Genomic DNA, 14,561 nt, shown 5'->3' with positions numbered 1-14,561 from the left:
ACACTCCGTTTCCCGCATGGTGGATGCAGATCAAGCACGGCCCGACTCGGAGCGCGCTTCCAGCGCTGCGACCCGTTCAGTCAACGCCTGAATCTGGGAGCGGATTTCCTTGAGCTCGTCACCCTTATCGCCCGGCTCGCCACCGCTCACGAAGTTGCCCATGTTGCCTGCCGAGGCAATCACACCCTCGGTGCGCAGGATCGCGAGTCCGTTCTGGATGGTCTGGCCGGCAAAGCCGAACCGGTCCATCAACTCGCGCTGCGTGGGCAGCCGTTCACCGGGCTGCATCTTCTTGACTTCCTCGCGGAGTGCGTCCGCCACCTGTACGGACTTCGGCTTGGGAACCCCAGTGACAGTCATGCCTTGAGCGTACCCACTAGAGCGAACTAGTGTCCTGCGCCGGAGATCCGTCGGCAGAAGCGGGCGAGGGAGTCGAGGATCTCCTCGGCCGTCTTGGTCCAGATGAACGGTGTTGGGTTTTCGTTCCACTCCTTTACCCACGCACGGATGTCGGCTTCCAGGGAACGCACGCTTTTGTGGGAGCCGCGGCGGATCTTCTGGTCGGCGAGGAAGCCGAACCACCTCTCCACCTGGTTGATCCAGGACGAACTGGTAGGGGTGAAGTGCAGGTGGAATCGGGGGTGTTTGGCCAGCCATGCCTTGATGGCGGGCGTCTTGTGGGTGCCGTAGTTATCGCAGATCAGGTGGACCTGGAGGTGCCCGGGAACCTCCTTTTCGATCTTGATGAGGAACTTCTTGAACTCCGCTGCCCGGTGCCGACGGTGCAGCGAGGTGATGACTTCGCCGGTCGCGACGTCGAAGGCCGCGAAGAGGGTGGTCAGACCGTTGCGGACGTAGTCGTGGGTGCGACGCTCGGGCATGCCCGGCATCATCGGCAGCACCGGCTGAGACCGGTCCAGCGCCTGGATCTGCGACTTCTCGTCCACCGACAGCACCACCGCCCCTTCGGGCGGATTGAAGTACAGCCCGACCACGTCGTAGACCTTCTCCACGAACAAGGGGTCCGCCGACAGTTTGAAGGTGTCCGTCAGATGAGGCTTGAGATGGAACTTGCGCCAGATTCGGCCCACGGTCGACTTCGACAGCCCGCTGCGGTCGGCCATCGACTTGCGCGACCAGTGCGTGGCGTTCTTCGGCATCTCCTCCAACGTGCTGACCACGACGGCCTCCACCTGGTCGACGCTGATGGTGGGCGGTCGACCCGGCCGGGGCTCGTCCATCAACCCGTCCAGCCGGGCGGCCAGGAACCGCCGACGCCACTTGCGGACCGTATCCGCCGCTACCCGAAGATCCCGCGCCACCACAACAATCGGCGGAACGTCAGGGCCTGCACACGCCAGCACGATCCGCGCCCGTAACGCCACCGCCTGCGCAGACGTCGCCCGCCGGGCCCAACGCTCCAGCACCGCACGCTCGTCAACGGACAACAACAACGGTTCCAGCTTCGGACCACGACGCGGTGCGGGCACACCCGCAGAAACACTCATACAGGAACTAACGATGGATCTCCGGTGCAGGACACTAGTGCACGCCACCTCGTGACACTTGACGACTAGTTTGCGCTAGTGCACGCTAGTCAACAGATGGGGCTGCGAAACGCGACTTCATCGAAAAAGAGCCCTGGTCAAGGCCAGGGCACAGCAGGGAGCGGCGCTCGCGGCCAAGCAAAGACACTGCTCCCCGACCCTCGAAGGGGTAGGTCCATGATGCCTGGAACCTTAGTGAAGCCGCTCGTCCGTGTGCCGGTTCAGTCCGGCCCTGCGGTGCGAGTTCAGGACCTGACCGGCGCTGAGCGGGCGGTGGCCCTGTACGCGTCGGACATGCCGTCCGGCCGCCGCCGTCACTCGCCCGAGCAGCTCCGCGACTGGATCGCGCAGGGCATCGAGCGGCTGGGCCTGGACGAGGTCGGCCGTCGGGCCGCGTTCCGGTACGGCCACCGGCTGCTGGAGATGAGCGGCCTGGTCACCACGTAGATCCAGCAGCGGCACGAGCAGCGGTTTCCGAAGTCGGGCCGTCTGGTCGTGGCCGATCAGCAGGCATCGAGCAGCGTCTGCCGCGACGGCATGAGCGAGGCGACGAGGCTCCGCAACGGAACCGCTGCGGTCGACGGCGAGTGCCCGTGCAGGGGTACCCGCCACATCAGGGCCCACTACGAAGAGGGCTGCGACTCTCTTGCCATGCTGTGCCCGGTCCACGCGCAGGCGGCGATCCGGGCCCACCACGAGGCCTACAGGCAGAGCTCTGACCAGCGTGACGACCGGCGTCACACCCCGCGTCACGCCCGGGGGCCGCGTCCGTGAGTGTCCGCCACCTGACCGCGTCCCGTCGGCGTCTGCGCAAGGAACAGCTTGCCCGGCGCCACGGGGCCCGGTGCACGTACTGCCGCCGTCCGTTCGCTTCCCCGCGGGAGGCGACGCTGGACCACATCGCACCACACTCGCTCTTCCCGACCTGGTCGGTCGTTCACCTGACGCTCGCGTGCGAGCCCTGCAACCACGCGAAGGCCGACCGCTTGCCGCTGTCCATGGCCCTTCTGCTGACGTGGTGGACGGCTCCGAATCGGCCGACCGTCCACTCGGTGGACGGGGTGGACGTTCACGGTTTCCACCCGGTGTTCACCGACCCTCAGGACGCGTTCACCCCGGCCGTCGACCGTGCCCCGGGTTCGCCTGCGGGAGTCGGGAAACCGCTGGTCGGGTCGGGTGGTAGTCGGGTGAACAGTCGGCCGACTTCCACTCGATCCCCCTCGATCGACTGGCGCCTACTGGCCCGACTCGCACACGCCCACCAGTCGGCCACCCGCACACCTCTGACAGCCACCCGCACGGTCACCCGCACGCCTGAACGGTCGAGGTGTGACCTGCGCGTACACCGTGGCCGCACGGCCACCTGCACGGCCACCACGCGCCTGTGCGGGGACGGAAGGACGGCAGCATGAACACCCCCACCAAGCCCGTGAACGCCGCGAACGGCACCGTGAACATCGACCCGACCGCCGTGAACAGTCGGGCTGACCGCCTGAACACACACCCGCCCGTCGTGAACACAAGTCGGCCGACCGGCGGCCCGACCGATCGACCCAGTGGCGGTGACGGGGGCAAGAAGCAGTCGGCCGCCGTGCGTTTGGTTGCCCTTGCGCGGGAGCGGTACACGTTCGTCATGTCGACCGACGGCCGCCCCTACGCGGTCGCGATCGACGGCCCGAACCTCGCCCTTCCCCTGCGCGGCCGGACCGGACTGCGCCAGCGTCTCGCCCGCCTGCACGCCGACACCTTCGAGGGGGATGTGGCATCCCAGTCCGCCCTCGCGGACGCGATGACCGTGCTGGAAGGCATCGCGGACTCCGGAGACCCGGTTCCGGTCCATCTGCGGGTCGGCAACGACGACTCCGGCCGGATCGTGGTCGACCTGGGAACCGCCGACGGCCGCGCCGTGACCGTCTCCGGTGCCGATGGCTGGCACGTCGTGGAACGCTCGCCAGTGTTGTTCCGCCGCTCCGGGGCGATGGCACCCATGCCCACCCCGGTCCTGGACGGCGATGGCCTGGCCCGGCTTCACGGCCTGCTGAACATGGACGAGACCACGTTCCGGCAGCTCGTAGCCTGGCTGGTCGCCGCGTGGATTCCGACGATTCCTCACCCGGTGCTCACGTTCAAGGGCGAGCAGGGCACGGGCAAGTCGAAGACCGCGCAGATGGTCGTGAACCTCATCGACCCCTCGCCTGCCTCGAAGCGGTCGCAGCCGCGGGACATCAAGGCGTGGTCGGCGCAGGCGTTCAACTCGTGGGCGCTGTGCCTGGACAACATCAGCACCATTCCGCCGTGGCTCTCCGACACCCTGTGCAAGGCCGTCACCGGGGACGGGATCGTGGACCGGGCCCTGTACACCGACGACGACGTAGTGGTGCTCTCCTTCCGCCGCGTGCTGGCCATGACGACCATCGACGCCGGGGCCCTGGCCGGGGACCTCGCGGAACGGCTGCTGATGCTCGATCTTCAGTTGATCGAGGAGGACCGGCGCCGGACCGAGGAGGAGCTGGATGGCGCGTTCGAAGCGGCGCGGCCGGCCGTTCTGGGAGCTCTCTTCGACCTCCTGGCTTGCGTGCTGGCCACGCTGCCCACGGTGCGGCTCGACTCCATGCCCCGCATGGCCGACTTCGCCCGCGTGCTCGCCGCCATCGACCAGGTCCAGGACTGGCAGACCCTGGACACCTACCTCACCGCCTCTGCCAACGTCGCGGGCGACGCCCTGGAAGGCGACCAGTTCGGCTCGGCCGTCGCCGCGCTGGTCGAACACGCGGGGACGTGGACCGGCACCGCCGCCCAACTCCTGGAACAGCTCCAGCCGCCCGGAGGCATCCGGCCGCCGAACTGGCCCAAGGACGCCACCCGCGCGAGCGGCAAGGTGAAACGCCTCGCTCCGCTCCTGCGGTCGATCGGCATCACCGTGGACGACACGCAGCGTAGCCGCGACCGGCACCGTAGCCGCCTACTCGTCCTCACCCGGACCGACCCCGACGAGACAGCGTCCGCACCGCAGGACCAGACCCTGTGGCCCGACGTGGCCCCTATTGGGCAAGGGCACACCCCGCCCGACCTGTACTGACGTAGCCGGAACACCACCGGGCCGGGCCGCGAAACAGCGGCCCGGCACGTCACCCGCTGCGGACGCTACAGCCGTCCAACGTCCGCAGCGTCCGCAGCAGCGTCCACAACTCTCCCCCCAACTGACCTGCAGAAATAGAGACTTGCGGACGCTGGGGCGCTGCGGACGCTGCGATGCATCAACTCTCTAGGACAGCGACCGGCACCACTCCCACGCACCGCACCACGGACACGAGGAGTCACCACCGTCATGGCCACCGACCCCCGCGCGACCCTCCGCGCCGGACTCCCGGACCGCTACCTCACCCCCGAAGACCTCGCCGCGATGCTCACCGTCCCGATCGAGACCGTCTACCACTGGCGCAAGCGGCGTATCGGCCCGAACGGCTTCCGCGTTGGCCGCCACGTCCGCTACGACCCCACCGTCGTCCGCGACTGGATCGCTGAGCAAAGCGCCCGAGACGCGGCCTGACCCCGCCCTGAGGTAAAGCCCTCCCCCTCTACCAGAGAGCCCCCGACGACACCCTCACCGAGGCGACACGAGGGCCCCATCCGGCCCTTCCGGGTAGAGGGGGCCCTTTACCCCGGTAGAGGGGGAGGTAAGGGCCCCTGACCTGCGAGGTAAGGCCGGTAAAGGGGGGCGTTACACCCTGCGTCGGACCCCGGCGAACGCAGCGCAAGACAGGGAGGCGCGACCCACCGGCCGAGGGAGGCAGGGAGAACTCCCTAACCGCCTCCCTGTCCAACTCCCTCGCAGTGAGCAGGCGAAACGCCCTCCAGGGAGGCAGGGAGGCGCCTTCCTGGCCACCGAGAAACCCCCTCCACGGCCGCCAACCAGACACCCCCAGCGCCTCCCTGAAACAGAGACAAACGAGAGGAGTCAGCCCACATGGCTGGCCACATCCAAGACCGCTGGTACAAGACCCAGACCGCCGACGGCAAGACCACCCGCATCAAGACCGACCGGCACGGCACCGGCATGCGCTACCGAGCCCGATACGTCGGCCCCGACGGCACCGAGAAATCGAAGAGCTTCCGGGACGGCCAGAAGCGACTGGCAGAGCAGTGGCTCGCGCAGATTGAGGCCGACATGACGCGCGGGCAGTACGTCGACCCGCGCGCCGGCCGAATCACCTTCCGGCAGTACGCGGAGAAGTGGCTCAAGACTCTGAGTTCCGAACCGAGCACGGTGGCGTCGATGGAGTCTCAGCTCAGGTTGCACGCCTTCCCGTACATCGGGTCACGGCCGCTTGGTGCCTTCCAGCCGGAGCACGTCCGCGAGTGGGTGGCCACCCTCGAACAGCGCGGAATCCCGGGCCCCTATGCGCGAGCGATCTATTCCAATGTGCGAGCGGTGCTGAGCGCTGCCGTTGACGACAAGTACCTGAGCCGCAACCCGTGTTCTGTGCGTTCCGTCAAGCAGCCGGTTGTCGAGCGGAAGCGGGTCGTTCCGTGGCTCGCTGAGCGGGTGTTCGCGGTGCAGGCCGCGATGCCAGGGAGGTATCAGGCGATGGTCGACCTGGGGGCGGGTTGCGGCATGCGACAGAGCGAGATCCTGGGTGTGACTGTGGACGCCTTCGACTTCGAGACCGACACCCTCCATGTGGTGCAGCAGCTCAAACTCAGCCGGAGCAAGCCGGTGTTCGCACCACCTAAGGGCGGGAAGCTGAGGGAAGTTCCGCTGCCTGGACCCGTGGCCGACGCTCTCAAGGCGCACATGAAGCAATACGCACCGGTCGAGATCACCTTGCCGTGGCGGCGCGCTGACGGCCCGAAGGTGACCAAGCGCCTGATCTTCACCGCTCCGATGGGCAACCACGTATGGCGTACGTCGCTCAACGACGGCGCGTGGAAGCCCGCGCTTGTGGCGGCCGGAGTCATACCGGAGCCTGAGACGAAGGAGGACAGCTATGCCGCAGCGCGGGAGCATGGGATGCACGCGCTCAGGCACTTCTACGCGTCGGCACTCCTCGATGGCGGGGAGAACATCAAGGCGGTGAGCGAGTACCTGGGCCACAGTGACCCGGCCATGACGCTGCGGGTGTACGCCCACCTGATGCCGAGTAGCCGGGAGCGCACGCGCAAGGCCATCGCGACGGCCTACAGCATGGGTCCGATTCGGGGTTGACGGCCCACAGACGGCCCACGGGACGTCAGAAGCCCCTCATCTGCGGAGAGTTTGCAGGTGAGGGGCTTCTGACGTCAGTGGCTTGCTTCTCCGACCCCGAGAAGACGAACGCGTACCTCGCCGAGGTGTCCGGGGCTGCGTCGGCCGCCTGACCGCAGCAGCCGGGTCGAGTCCCGACGGGACTCGACCCGGCTGTCATGTGCGGACGTCTCGGCCCCGGCGGCCTACTGCTCGGGCGCCGACGACGAGCTGTACCCCGAGTCCGAGCCCGAGGACGCCCCCTGCGGGAGCTGCGGTGGCTTGTACGCGGACAGCGGCGCGCTCTGCGGATCCGGCCGCACGGCACCCAGCAGCGGATTCGACGCCACCGGCGAGACCTTCACCTGCGAACCCGGCCGGGGCGCCTGCACCACTTGGCCGTTGCCGATGTACAGCGCCACATGAGTGGCCTTCGGGAAATAGATCACCAGGTCGCCCGGGCGCAGTGAGTTGAGCGGCACCTTCGGCAGCTGCCGCCACTGCTCCTGCGAGGTCCGCGGAATGACCCGGCCCGCCTTCGCCCAGGCCTGCGAGGTGAGCCCCGAACAGTCGAACGAGTTCGGCCCCTCCGCTCCCCACACGTACGGCTTGCCCACCTGCCCGATCGCGTACTTCACCGCCTCGCCGCCGGCCTGGGACGGCGACCTGGTCGAGGACAGGGCGCCCGAGGCGGCCAGGGCGCCCTGAGCCTTCGCCATGCCCTGCTGTTCCAGCCTGGAAAGCTCGGCGAGCTGTGTGCCGGAGAGCGTGGCCAGTTTCGTCTCGACGGCCTTGAGCCGCGACCGCACCGCGTCCCGCTGCTTCTTCTGCTTCGTGGCCAGAGCCTGCTGCCGGTCCAGCACCTTGCGGGACTCGGCCGCCAGGTCGTCGGCGCGCTTCTCGGCGCCGGTGAGCCGCTTCACCGTGGCCGCCCGCCCGGCCGCCGCACGCCGGACCACATGCTCCTGGTCCAGGAAGTGCTCGGGATCACGGGCCAGCAGGAGCTGCATGTACGAGGAGATGTCGGACTGCCCCTGGTACTGCTCACGGGCCAGCTGCCCCGCCTCGTCGCGGCTGTCGGACAGCGCGTTCCGGGCGGCGACGAGGGAGGCGTGGAGCTTCTTCGCCTGCGCCTGGCGCTTCTTCAGCTCCGCTGCGGTCCCGTTGTACGTCTCGGTGGCCTCCTCGGCCTGTTGGTACAGATCCTGCAGCTCGGTCAGCAGCTGGGCGACGCTCTTGTTCGTGGCCGCGGGGACGGCCGGCGACTTCGCGGCGGGGCCCGCGGCGGGGTTCGGGTCCACGGGTGCGGCGGCTGCCGGCGAGGTTACGACTAGCGTGGTCAGGGTCGCGGTGCAGACCGCACGCAGGACTCCGCCTGACACGACATCACCTCCGGTGACGGGGCGAGTCATGGGACTTCCCCATGAGTGAGCGCATCAAATACGGTCACTCGGTGTCACGTGATGCAAGAACCGTGCGGTGTGGCGGCAGACGGGTTCGCCCGGAAGGCGGTGGGCGGGTGCGGACCTCCTGGGCCTTTGCTCAGGCGACCGGGAAGGCGTAGAAGATCCGGTCGCGCTGGACGACGGCGGTCCTTCCGGTCGCCAGCACCCGGTACGGAGCGGTGACTGTGGGCCCCTTCGGGTCCTGCGACCCGATGTCCTGGAACTTCCACAGCCGTCGCCCGTCCTGTGCCGAGAACGCGGTGACCTGGGCCCCGTCCGCGGCCAACAGCGTCCTGCCGGTCGTGCTGAGCGTCACCGCGGGGGCGGAGGTGCCGGGTGCCGCCTCCGTCGAGCGCCGCCAGCGCAGCCGCCCCGTCTCCCGCTCGACCGCGCCCACTTCCTGGTTGCGATTGGTGGTGTGCAGAAGCGTTCCGGTGGCGACGGGGGTCCCGAACGGGGTCCCGGTGGTGCCGTTCAGCGTCCACTTCGGCTTGCCTGCGGGGATCTCGAAGGCCTGGAGATCGTCGCCCACCGCCGCGTACAGCAGGCCCCGGTCGTCGCCCATGGCTGCCCCGTCCGGTGCGATCGTGCCGAACGACCTGCTCCACAGCAGCTTTCCGGTCTTCTGGTCGAAGCCCCGGAAGACGGCTTTCCCCTTGGCGGCCTTCACGTCGCCGGGTGTCAGCGTGCCTGTGCTCTGACATACGACGAAGTCGTCCTGCCCGACAGCGATCAGCCGGTAGACAGGGGCGGCCGGTCCGCGCCCGGTGGGAACGGCGGTCCGCCACAGCTCCTTGCGCTGCAGGACGTCGTAGGCGAAGAGGTACGACTTGACGACCTGAGTGTCCTTGCCCCGCTTCTTGCCCTTCTTCGGAGCCGGGGCCTTGACCGTGACCTTGTTGGAGCCGGTGAACCAGACCACCGGTCCGAAAGTGCCGACGACCCCCGACACCGCGAGGTTCGGCGCCCCGGTGAATCCGTCCTCGTATCCCGTCCGGTGCGCGACCTTGCCGTCCTTCGGCGACAGCCACAGGAACTCGGACGGACCGGCGACAAAACAGAGATCCTGCCCGGCCGGCAGTGCGGCCTGTCCCTTGGCGGCGTCCGTGTTCTCCCAGACCCGGCGCCCGGTACGCAGATCGATGCCGGCCGCCCCGCTCTCGCTGGTCAGCACCAGCAGCCGGTCGTTCCAGAGGGCGGCGGTGAGCGGCGGAGGTTCGGCCGCCGGGTGCGTGTACACCCAACGCGGCTGAGGCGGCAGCCCCGCGACGGTGGGACCACTGCGGCTCGGCGCGGGCTTGGGATCGTCCGTCGTCCCCCCGTCACCGGACCCGAGTGCGAGCACCCCACCCCCGCCGACCACCAGCCCGGCGGCCCCGGCAGCGAGCCCGATGAAGAGGCTGCGCCGACCGACGGCGGGGGAGGCGGGAGCGGCCGGGGCGGGGGCGGGAGCCGCGGGGACCGGCAGCGGGCGGGGCGGCAGCGCAGAGACGGGCGGAAGAACGGCAGGAAGCCCGGCGGCGGGCGCGGCAGGGGGCGCGGTGAGTTCGCGCGGTACGGACAGCTGGGTCGTGGGCCGGTCGGTCCTCGGGACGTGACGCCCGATGTCCCCCAGCTGAGTGGTACGGGTGTCCCGGGCAGGGGCGAGTTCGCCGCCGGGCGCGTCGGCCGGTGCGTCCGATGGTGTGGCGTCCGCAGGTCCGTCGACGGGCCCGTCAACCGGCGCATCCACCGGATGACCCGCCGAGACCAGCTCCCGGACCCACACCCCCTGTTCCGTCATCGCGGCCGCCAACCGCTCCGGCAGCCAGTCGCCCTTCGCCAGGCCCGCCGCCCCCTCGAGGGCCAGCTCCGCCGCCACCGTTCCCGCACTCGGCCGGTCGGCCGGGTCCTTCGCGAGGCAGCGCGCGATCAGGTCACGCAACTCCGCCGGGACCGCGCCGAGTTCGGGGTCCGTGCGGGCGATCCGTTCGGCGCCCTCGGCGGCCGGGCCGTCGGCGAGCGGGGTCGTGCCGGTCGCCGCGTACGCCAGCAGCAGGCCCAGCACGAAGAGATCCGAGGCCGGTCCGGGCTCCTCTCCCTCAACTTGTTCCGGGGTGAGGTATCCGAGCCGTACGGACAACTGCCCGCCGGGCCGGGCCTCGGCGGCGGCCGCAGCGCCCAGCGGGCCGAACGCGGTGAGTCGTGGTCCGTCCTCGGCCAGCAGCACCGTCCCGGGAGCCAGGCCCTGGAGCACGGCTCCGGTGGCGTGCACGCGGGAGAGGGTCTCGGCGATGCCCGCGCCCAGTATCCGCACGGCACGCTCGGGAAGCGGCCCCATGACGTCGATCGCCTCGGAGAGCGTCATCGCGGGTACGTAGGGGCCGGCTGTCCACGGCAGGTCGTCGTCCGCGTCATCGGCCGGGGCGTCGAGCTGCGGCTGGACCCAGCCGCCGGCCAGCCGGTCCGCGGTGCGGGCCTCCGCCTGGAAGCGGCGCCGGAAGGCGGGCAGCGCGGCGAGTTCGGGGCGGGCGGCGGTGACCACCACAGGTCTGTCCGCGGCCGTGTCGTGCGCGAGGTACTGCACGGCGCTCGCGGTCTCGCGGCACCGGGCCAGCACGGTGTACGGACCGATGCGGCGTGGATCGTCCTGACGCAGCGCCTCCATGGCGCACCCCCTTGCTGACCGTGCCCGGCACCAGAGCGTCGATCTTAGACCGATCCCTCAGCCCCGCCGGGTGCCGCACCCTCAGTCCGGCTTCGACCAGGGCCACTTGGGGCTGTGCCGCTTATGGCCCTCGGGGGCGTACTCGTACACCCAGCCCCGCGGAATCCCCAGCCGCTTGGAGTGACCGGCGGGCACCCGGCGGTAGGCGTACACGGTGGCGGGCCCGCCGTCGGCGGCCGGCACCGGGACCTCGTACCACTTGGGCGGATGGCCGGTCGGACCGACGAGCACGGGCAGGACCCGCCCGTCCAGGGGGCCGCCGCTGAAGGGGGTGTTCTCGCTTCTCACCGCCCCAGTCTGACCGATCAGCCCTCGGGCAGCAGATGGGCCGCCCCGCCGACCACCGGGATCAGTCGTTTTGCCAGCCGCCCGGCCGGACCTGCGGCGTTCTCCAGAGGCAGCAGCTCCGCCACCGCCGACGCGGTCTCCGGGTCCGTCGCCGCCGTCGCGGCCAGCAGCGCGATCAGCTGGTCGACCAGCCAGTCGCGCAGATCGGCCGCGGCGGGCTGCTTCCCCTCATCCAGCCATATCAGGGACGCCGCTTCGACGGCCGCGATCCAGGTGCGCACCATCATCCGCAGCCGGGGTCCGGCCCCGTCCCCCGTACCCGCGTCGCCCCGGCCCAGGTGCAGCAGGATCTGCTCGGCCGCCGCCCGCCGCACCTCATCGACGATCGCGGTCGTACGGGAGGTCTCGACGACGCTCCCGCCGCGCAGCAGTGCGCTGAAGCCGGCGTCGTGCTCGTCCACGAAGGCGAGATAACGGTCGAGCACCCGCAGCACCCGCTCGGTGGGCGGCCCCACGGGCGGCTCGCTGAAGCACAGGATCAGTTTCTCGGCGGCCGACCTCAGCGCCGCCTCGTACAACTGCTGGCGTCCGCCCGGGAAGTAGCGGTACACGAGTGGGCGGGAGACTCCGGCGACCGTCGCCACCTCGTCGAGCGAGACCGCGTCGGGGGCCCGGTGCGCGAACAGGGTGAGCGCCGCACCGAGGAGCTGGGTGCGGCGCTCCTCGACGCTGAGCCTTCGGTACGCACGGGTCGGCGGCGCGGCAGTGGTCATGCCATGAAGCCTAACGACCTCGCCCACGATTGGCAGTGGGAGAAGGAGCGGCGTCCGGGGCCTTCGAATCCAGGGCGGAGGAGGGAGTCGACGCGGGGCGTCGGCGACTGACGACAACGCCGGAGACGGAGGTCCCGGACACCGCGACGCCGCTGACAATCGCGGGCGAGGTCGTAAGCGCTCCGCCCGTACGGGCAACGGGGCGTCGGCTCAGGCGAGCAGGCCGGAGCTCTTCCACAGCCTGCGTCCCACCCCGTTGAGTACCCCGATGTCGTCCAGGAAGTCCGTCAGCCGCTTCGCGCCGGTCTGCATGATCTCCGCCCGGTGGCCGCTCGCCTTCACCTGGGCGACGGCCTCGCGGCGGTCCAGGCCGACGTTCTCGTACACCAGCGGGTTGATGAAGCAGACGGAAAAGACACGGGCCGCCTCGCCGCAGCTCACCCGGGTGAACTCGCGCTCCCAGCGCGGGGCGGTCACCATCTGGCGGCGCAGCTCCTCGCGGGCGTACCGGACGTGCCGTGCCTCCTCGACGACATGGATGCGGGTCACACCGCGCACCAGCGTCTGGACGCGCTCGTCCGGGAACGTCAGCCGCTGCATCCAGTCGAGGATCTCCTCACCGAGCAGGGTCGCGGCGAACGAACCGGGTGTGGTGGAAACGGTCTTCAGCACGCGTGCGAGGTTGTGATAGACGCGTGGCACGGGATAGTCGGGCGAACCGCTCCACTTGATCATGCGGGCGAACATCATCGAGTGCCGGCACTCGTCGGCTATCTCGGTGAGCGCGTAGCGGACGTGGTTGCTGGTCACCGGCTTGTCGTAGATGTGCCGGACCAGCAGCTGCATGAGGATGATCTCGAACCAGATGCCCAGTGAGGCCAGCGAGGCCGCCTCGTGCCTGGCCAGGTCCATTCGCTGCTCCTGCGACATCCTCCGCCACAGCGGGGTGTCGTAGAGCGAGACGAGCTCGGGCGGCCAGAACCACTTGCCGTCCTCGATCGCCGATTCCCAGTCGAGTTCCTTGTCAGGATCGAAGGAGTGCTTGGCCGAGGATTCGAGCAGCCGCTCGGCGATCTGCTCGCGGTCCCGGAGCGGGCCGAGTGCATCGCGAAGCAACTGCACGTCGCGTTCGGTCACTGTCGTCATGGCTGGAGGCACCTCACACATGGGTTACCGGCGGTCACTTCTTATGAGACTCTCCGTCAGTAAGGACGTCAATCCCTTGCGCGCGACTTGTTGACCCGACGTCTACCAACGTGTGAACCTGCCAACTGGCGTAGCCACCAAGGAACTTATCGGAGCACGCAAGGCGCGAAGGAGCCGTCCGTGTCGACACACGACCTCTACACCACCGCCCCCGACACACCGCTGTGGCAGGTGCCCGCCTCCGGCGCCGCCCGCTTCAGCTGGGACTACGACGACGGCCGCGAACGCCTGCTCGCCCTCTACCAGAAGGGCAAGGACAAGCAGTGGGACGGCAACAAGCGCATCGAGTGGTCCCTGGAGGTCGACCCGGCCGACCCGCTCGGCACCCCGGACGACGTCCTCACCCTGTACGGCACGCCGCACTGGGCGAAGATGACCGACAAGGACCGGGGCGAGCTGCGTAAGCACTACACCGCCTGGCAGTTCAGTCAGTTCCTCCACGGCGAGCAGGGCGCCATGGTCTGCGCCGCCAGAATCGTGGAGTCCGTTCCCGACCTGGACGCGAAGTTCTACTCCGCGACCCAGACCATGGACGAGGCCCGGCATGCGGAGATATACAGCCGGTTCCTGCACGAGAAGGTCGGGATGCTCTACCCGATCAACGACAACCTCCAGGGCCTGCTCGGCGACACCCTGCGCGACTCCCGCTGGGACATGCCCTACCTCGGCATGCAGGTCCTCATCGAGGGCCTCGCCCTGGCCGCGTTCGGCATGATCCGCGACACGACGACCAAGCCGCTGCCCAAGCAGATCCTCGCGTACGTCATGCAGGACGAGGCCCGGCACGTCGCCTTCGGGCGAATGGCGCTGCGCGACTACTACAAGCAGCTGAGCGACGCCGAACTGCGCGAACGCGAGGAGTTCGTCATCGAGGGCTGCTATCTGATGCGCGACCGGCTCAGGGGCGTCGAGGTGCTGGAGAACTTCGGCATCGGCAAGCGCGAGGCCGAGGAGCTCTCCGAGCAGTCACCGTTCCTGCAGCTCTTCCGCAAGCTGCTGTTCAGCCGGATAGTGCCGTGCGTCAAGGACATCGGCCTGTGGGGCGAACGGCTCCAGAAGGCCTACGTCGACATGGGCGTCCTCGAACTCGGCGACTCCAGCCTGGACCTGCTGATGGCCCAGGACGAGGAACTGGCCGAGCAGCTGGACCGGGACCGTTTCGCGGCGGAGGAACAGGCCAGGGTCGCGGAGGTCGAAGAGGCGATAGCGCAGGGCGGGGCCGGCCCGTCCGGGGACTGAGAAGAGAGCGGCCGTCCGGCGGGGGCCCGGGGGGGCTCACCGCCGGGCGACGAATCCCCGCACCAGCTCGGCCACCTGCTCCGGCACCTCCAGCAGCATCGCGTGCGTCGCCCCGATGCCCTCGGCTGCGGC

The 14,561-nt window shown here is 69.4% G+C and carries 13 protein-coding genes; 6 read left to right on the top strand and 7 right to left on the bottom strand.

The features are described 5' to 3' along the window. Nucleotides 1-30 precede the first annotated feature (30 nt). Together OG609_RS12890 and OG609_RS12885 are read right to left on the bottom strand one after the other, a co-directional pair. Nucleotides 31-360: a GntR family transcriptional regulator gene (locus OG609_RS12890; RefSeq protein WP_327272936.1), complete on the bottom strand. Its 330-nt coding sequence runs from the start codon at nt 358-360 to the stop codon at nt 31-33. Nucleotides 361-386: 26 nt separating this feature from the next. Further along, on the bottom strand, nt 387-1,508 hold the full coding sequence (locus tag OG609_RS12885; RefSeq protein ID WP_327272935.1) for an IS630 family transposase: 1,122 nt from the start codon (nt 1,506-1,508) through the stop codon (nt 387-389). A 276-nt stretch (nt 1,509-1,784) separates the two neighbouring features. On the opposite strand from OG609_RS12885, the gene OG609_RS12880 reads away from it, so the two are divergent. The 5 genes from OG609_RS12880 (at nt 1,785) to OG609_RS12860 (ending at nt 6,753) form a co-directional block, all read left to right on the top strand. Then, complete coding sequence (locus tag OG609_RS12880; protein WP_327272934.1) at nt 1,785-1,994, top strand: hypothetical protein; 210 nt, start codon at nt 1,785-1,787, stop codon at nt 1,992-1,994. 323 nt (nt 1,995-2,317) lie between these two features. Continuing rightward, nucleotides 2,318-2,959 (top strand): HNH endonuclease, encoded by a 642-nt coding sequence (locus OG609_RS12875; protein WP_327272933.1) that lies wholly within the window; start codon nt 2,318-2,320, stop codon nt 2,957-2,959. Next, nucleotides 2,956-4,626 (top strand): ATP-binding protein, encoded by a 1,671-nt coding sequence (locus OG609_RS12870; RefSeq protein ID WP_327272932.1) that lies wholly within the window; start codon nt 2,956-2,958, stop codon nt 4,624-4,626. The genes OG609_RS12875 and OG609_RS12870 overlap by 4 nt, the downstream gene beginning before the upstream one ends. Nucleotides 4,627-4,875: 249 nt before the next feature. Next, complete coding sequence (locus OG609_RS12865; protein WP_327272931.1) at nt 4,876-5,097, top strand: helix-turn-helix transcriptional regulator; 222 nt, start codon at nt 4,876-4,878, stop codon at nt 5,095-5,097. A 417-nt stretch (nt 5,098-5,514) separates the two neighbouring features. After that, nucleotides 5,515-6,753 carry a tyrosine-type recombinase/integrase gene (locus tag OG609_RS12860; RefSeq protein ID WP_327272930.1) on the top strand — a complete coding sequence of 413 codons (1,239 nt, stop codon included), beginning with the start codon at nt 5,515-5,517 and terminating at the stop codon, nt 6,751-6,753. 224 nt (nt 6,754-6,977) lie between these two features. On the opposite strand, the gene OG609_RS12855 is transcribed toward OG609_RS12860, so the two are convergent. From OG609_RS12855 to OG609_RS12835, 5 genes are all read right to left on the bottom strand, one after another. Next, the gene (locus OG609_RS12855; RefSeq protein WP_327272929.1) at nt 6,978-8,153 is read right to left on the bottom strand and encodes a C40 family peptidase; all 1,176 of its coding nucleotides are present in this window, start codon (nt 8,151-8,153) and stop codon (nt 6,978-6,980) included. Between the two features lie 160 nt (nt 8,154-8,313). Continuing rightward, a complete protein-coding gene (locus OG609_RS12850) occupies nt 8,314-10,863 on the bottom strand; it encodes an outer membrane protein assembly factor BamB family protein (protein ID WP_327272928.1) in 2,550 nt (849 codons plus the stop codon). An 81-nt stretch (nt 10,864-10,944) separates the two neighbouring features. Beyond that, nucleotides 10,945-11,211, bottom strand: a complete 267-nt coding sequence (locus tag OG609_RS12845) for a hypothetical protein (RefSeq protein WP_327272927.1) — start codon at nt 11,209-11,211, stop codon at nt 10,945-10,947. Nucleotides 11,212-11,228: 17 nt separating this feature from the next. Next, complete coding sequence (locus tag OG609_RS12840; protein ID WP_327272926.1) at nt 11,229-11,984, bottom strand: TetR/AcrR family transcriptional regulator; 756 nt, start codon at nt 11,982-11,984, stop codon at nt 11,229-11,231. A 210-nt stretch (nt 11,985-12,194) separates the two neighbouring features. Further along, on the bottom strand, nt 12,195-13,130 hold the full coding sequence (locus tag OG609_RS12835; protein WP_327272925.1) for an AurF N-oxygenase family protein: 936 nt from the start codon (nt 13,128-13,130) through the stop codon (nt 12,195-12,197). A gap of 180 nt (nt 13,131-13,310) precedes the next feature. Here OG609_RS12835 and OG609_RS12830 point away from each other — a divergent pair, with 180 nt between their 5' ends. Continuing rightward, entirely contained in the window at nt 13,311-14,429 is a 1,119-nt protein-coding gene (locus OG609_RS12830) for a ferritin-like domain-containing protein (protein ID WP_327272924.1), read from the top strand. The last annotated feature ends 132 nt before the right edge of the window (nt 14,430-14,561 follow it).

Source organism: Streptomyces sp. NBC_01224, from assembly GCF_036002945.1.
GTDB lineage: Bacteria > Actinomycetota > Actinomycetes > Streptomycetales > Streptomycetaceae > Streptomyces.
This window is presented reverse-complemented; position numbering and strand designations above follow the sequence as displayed.

What these genes read in the sequence shown, in the direction of transcription:
- OG609_RS12890 (WP_327272936.1), bottom strand. Translation starts at nt 360, where the DNA reads ATGACTGTCACTGGGGTTCCCAAGCCGAAGTCCGTACAGGTGGCGGAC.
- OG609_RS12885 (WP_327272935.1), bottom strand. Translation starts at nt 1,508, where the DNA reads ATGAGTGTTTCTGCGGGTGTGCCCGCACCGCGTCGTGGTCCGAAGCTG.
- OG609_RS12870 (WP_327272932.1), top strand. Translation starts at nt 2,956, where the DNA reads ATGAACACCCCCACCAAGCCCGTGAACGCCGCGAACGGCACCGTGAAC.
- OG609_RS12865 (WP_327272931.1), top strand. Translation starts at nt 4,876, where the DNA reads ATGGCCACCGACCCCCGCGCGACCCTCCGCGCCGGACTCCCGGACCGC.
- OG609_RS12860 (WP_327272930.1), top strand. Translation starts at nt 5,515, where the DNA reads ATGGCTGGCCACATCCAAGACCGCTGGTACAAGACCCAGACCGCCGAC.
- OG609_RS12850 (WP_327272928.1), bottom strand. Translation starts at nt 10,863, where the DNA reads ATGGAGGCGCTGCGTCAGGACGATCCACGCCGCATCGGTCCGTACACC.
- OG609_RS12840 (WP_327272926.1), bottom strand. Translation starts at nt 11,984, where the DNA reads ATGACCACTGCCGCGCCGCCGACCCGTGCGTACCGAAGGCTCAGCGTC.
- OG609_RS12835 (WP_327272925.1), bottom strand. Translation starts at nt 13,130, where the DNA reads ATGACGACAGTGACCGAACGCGACGTGCAGTTGCTTCGCGATGCACTC.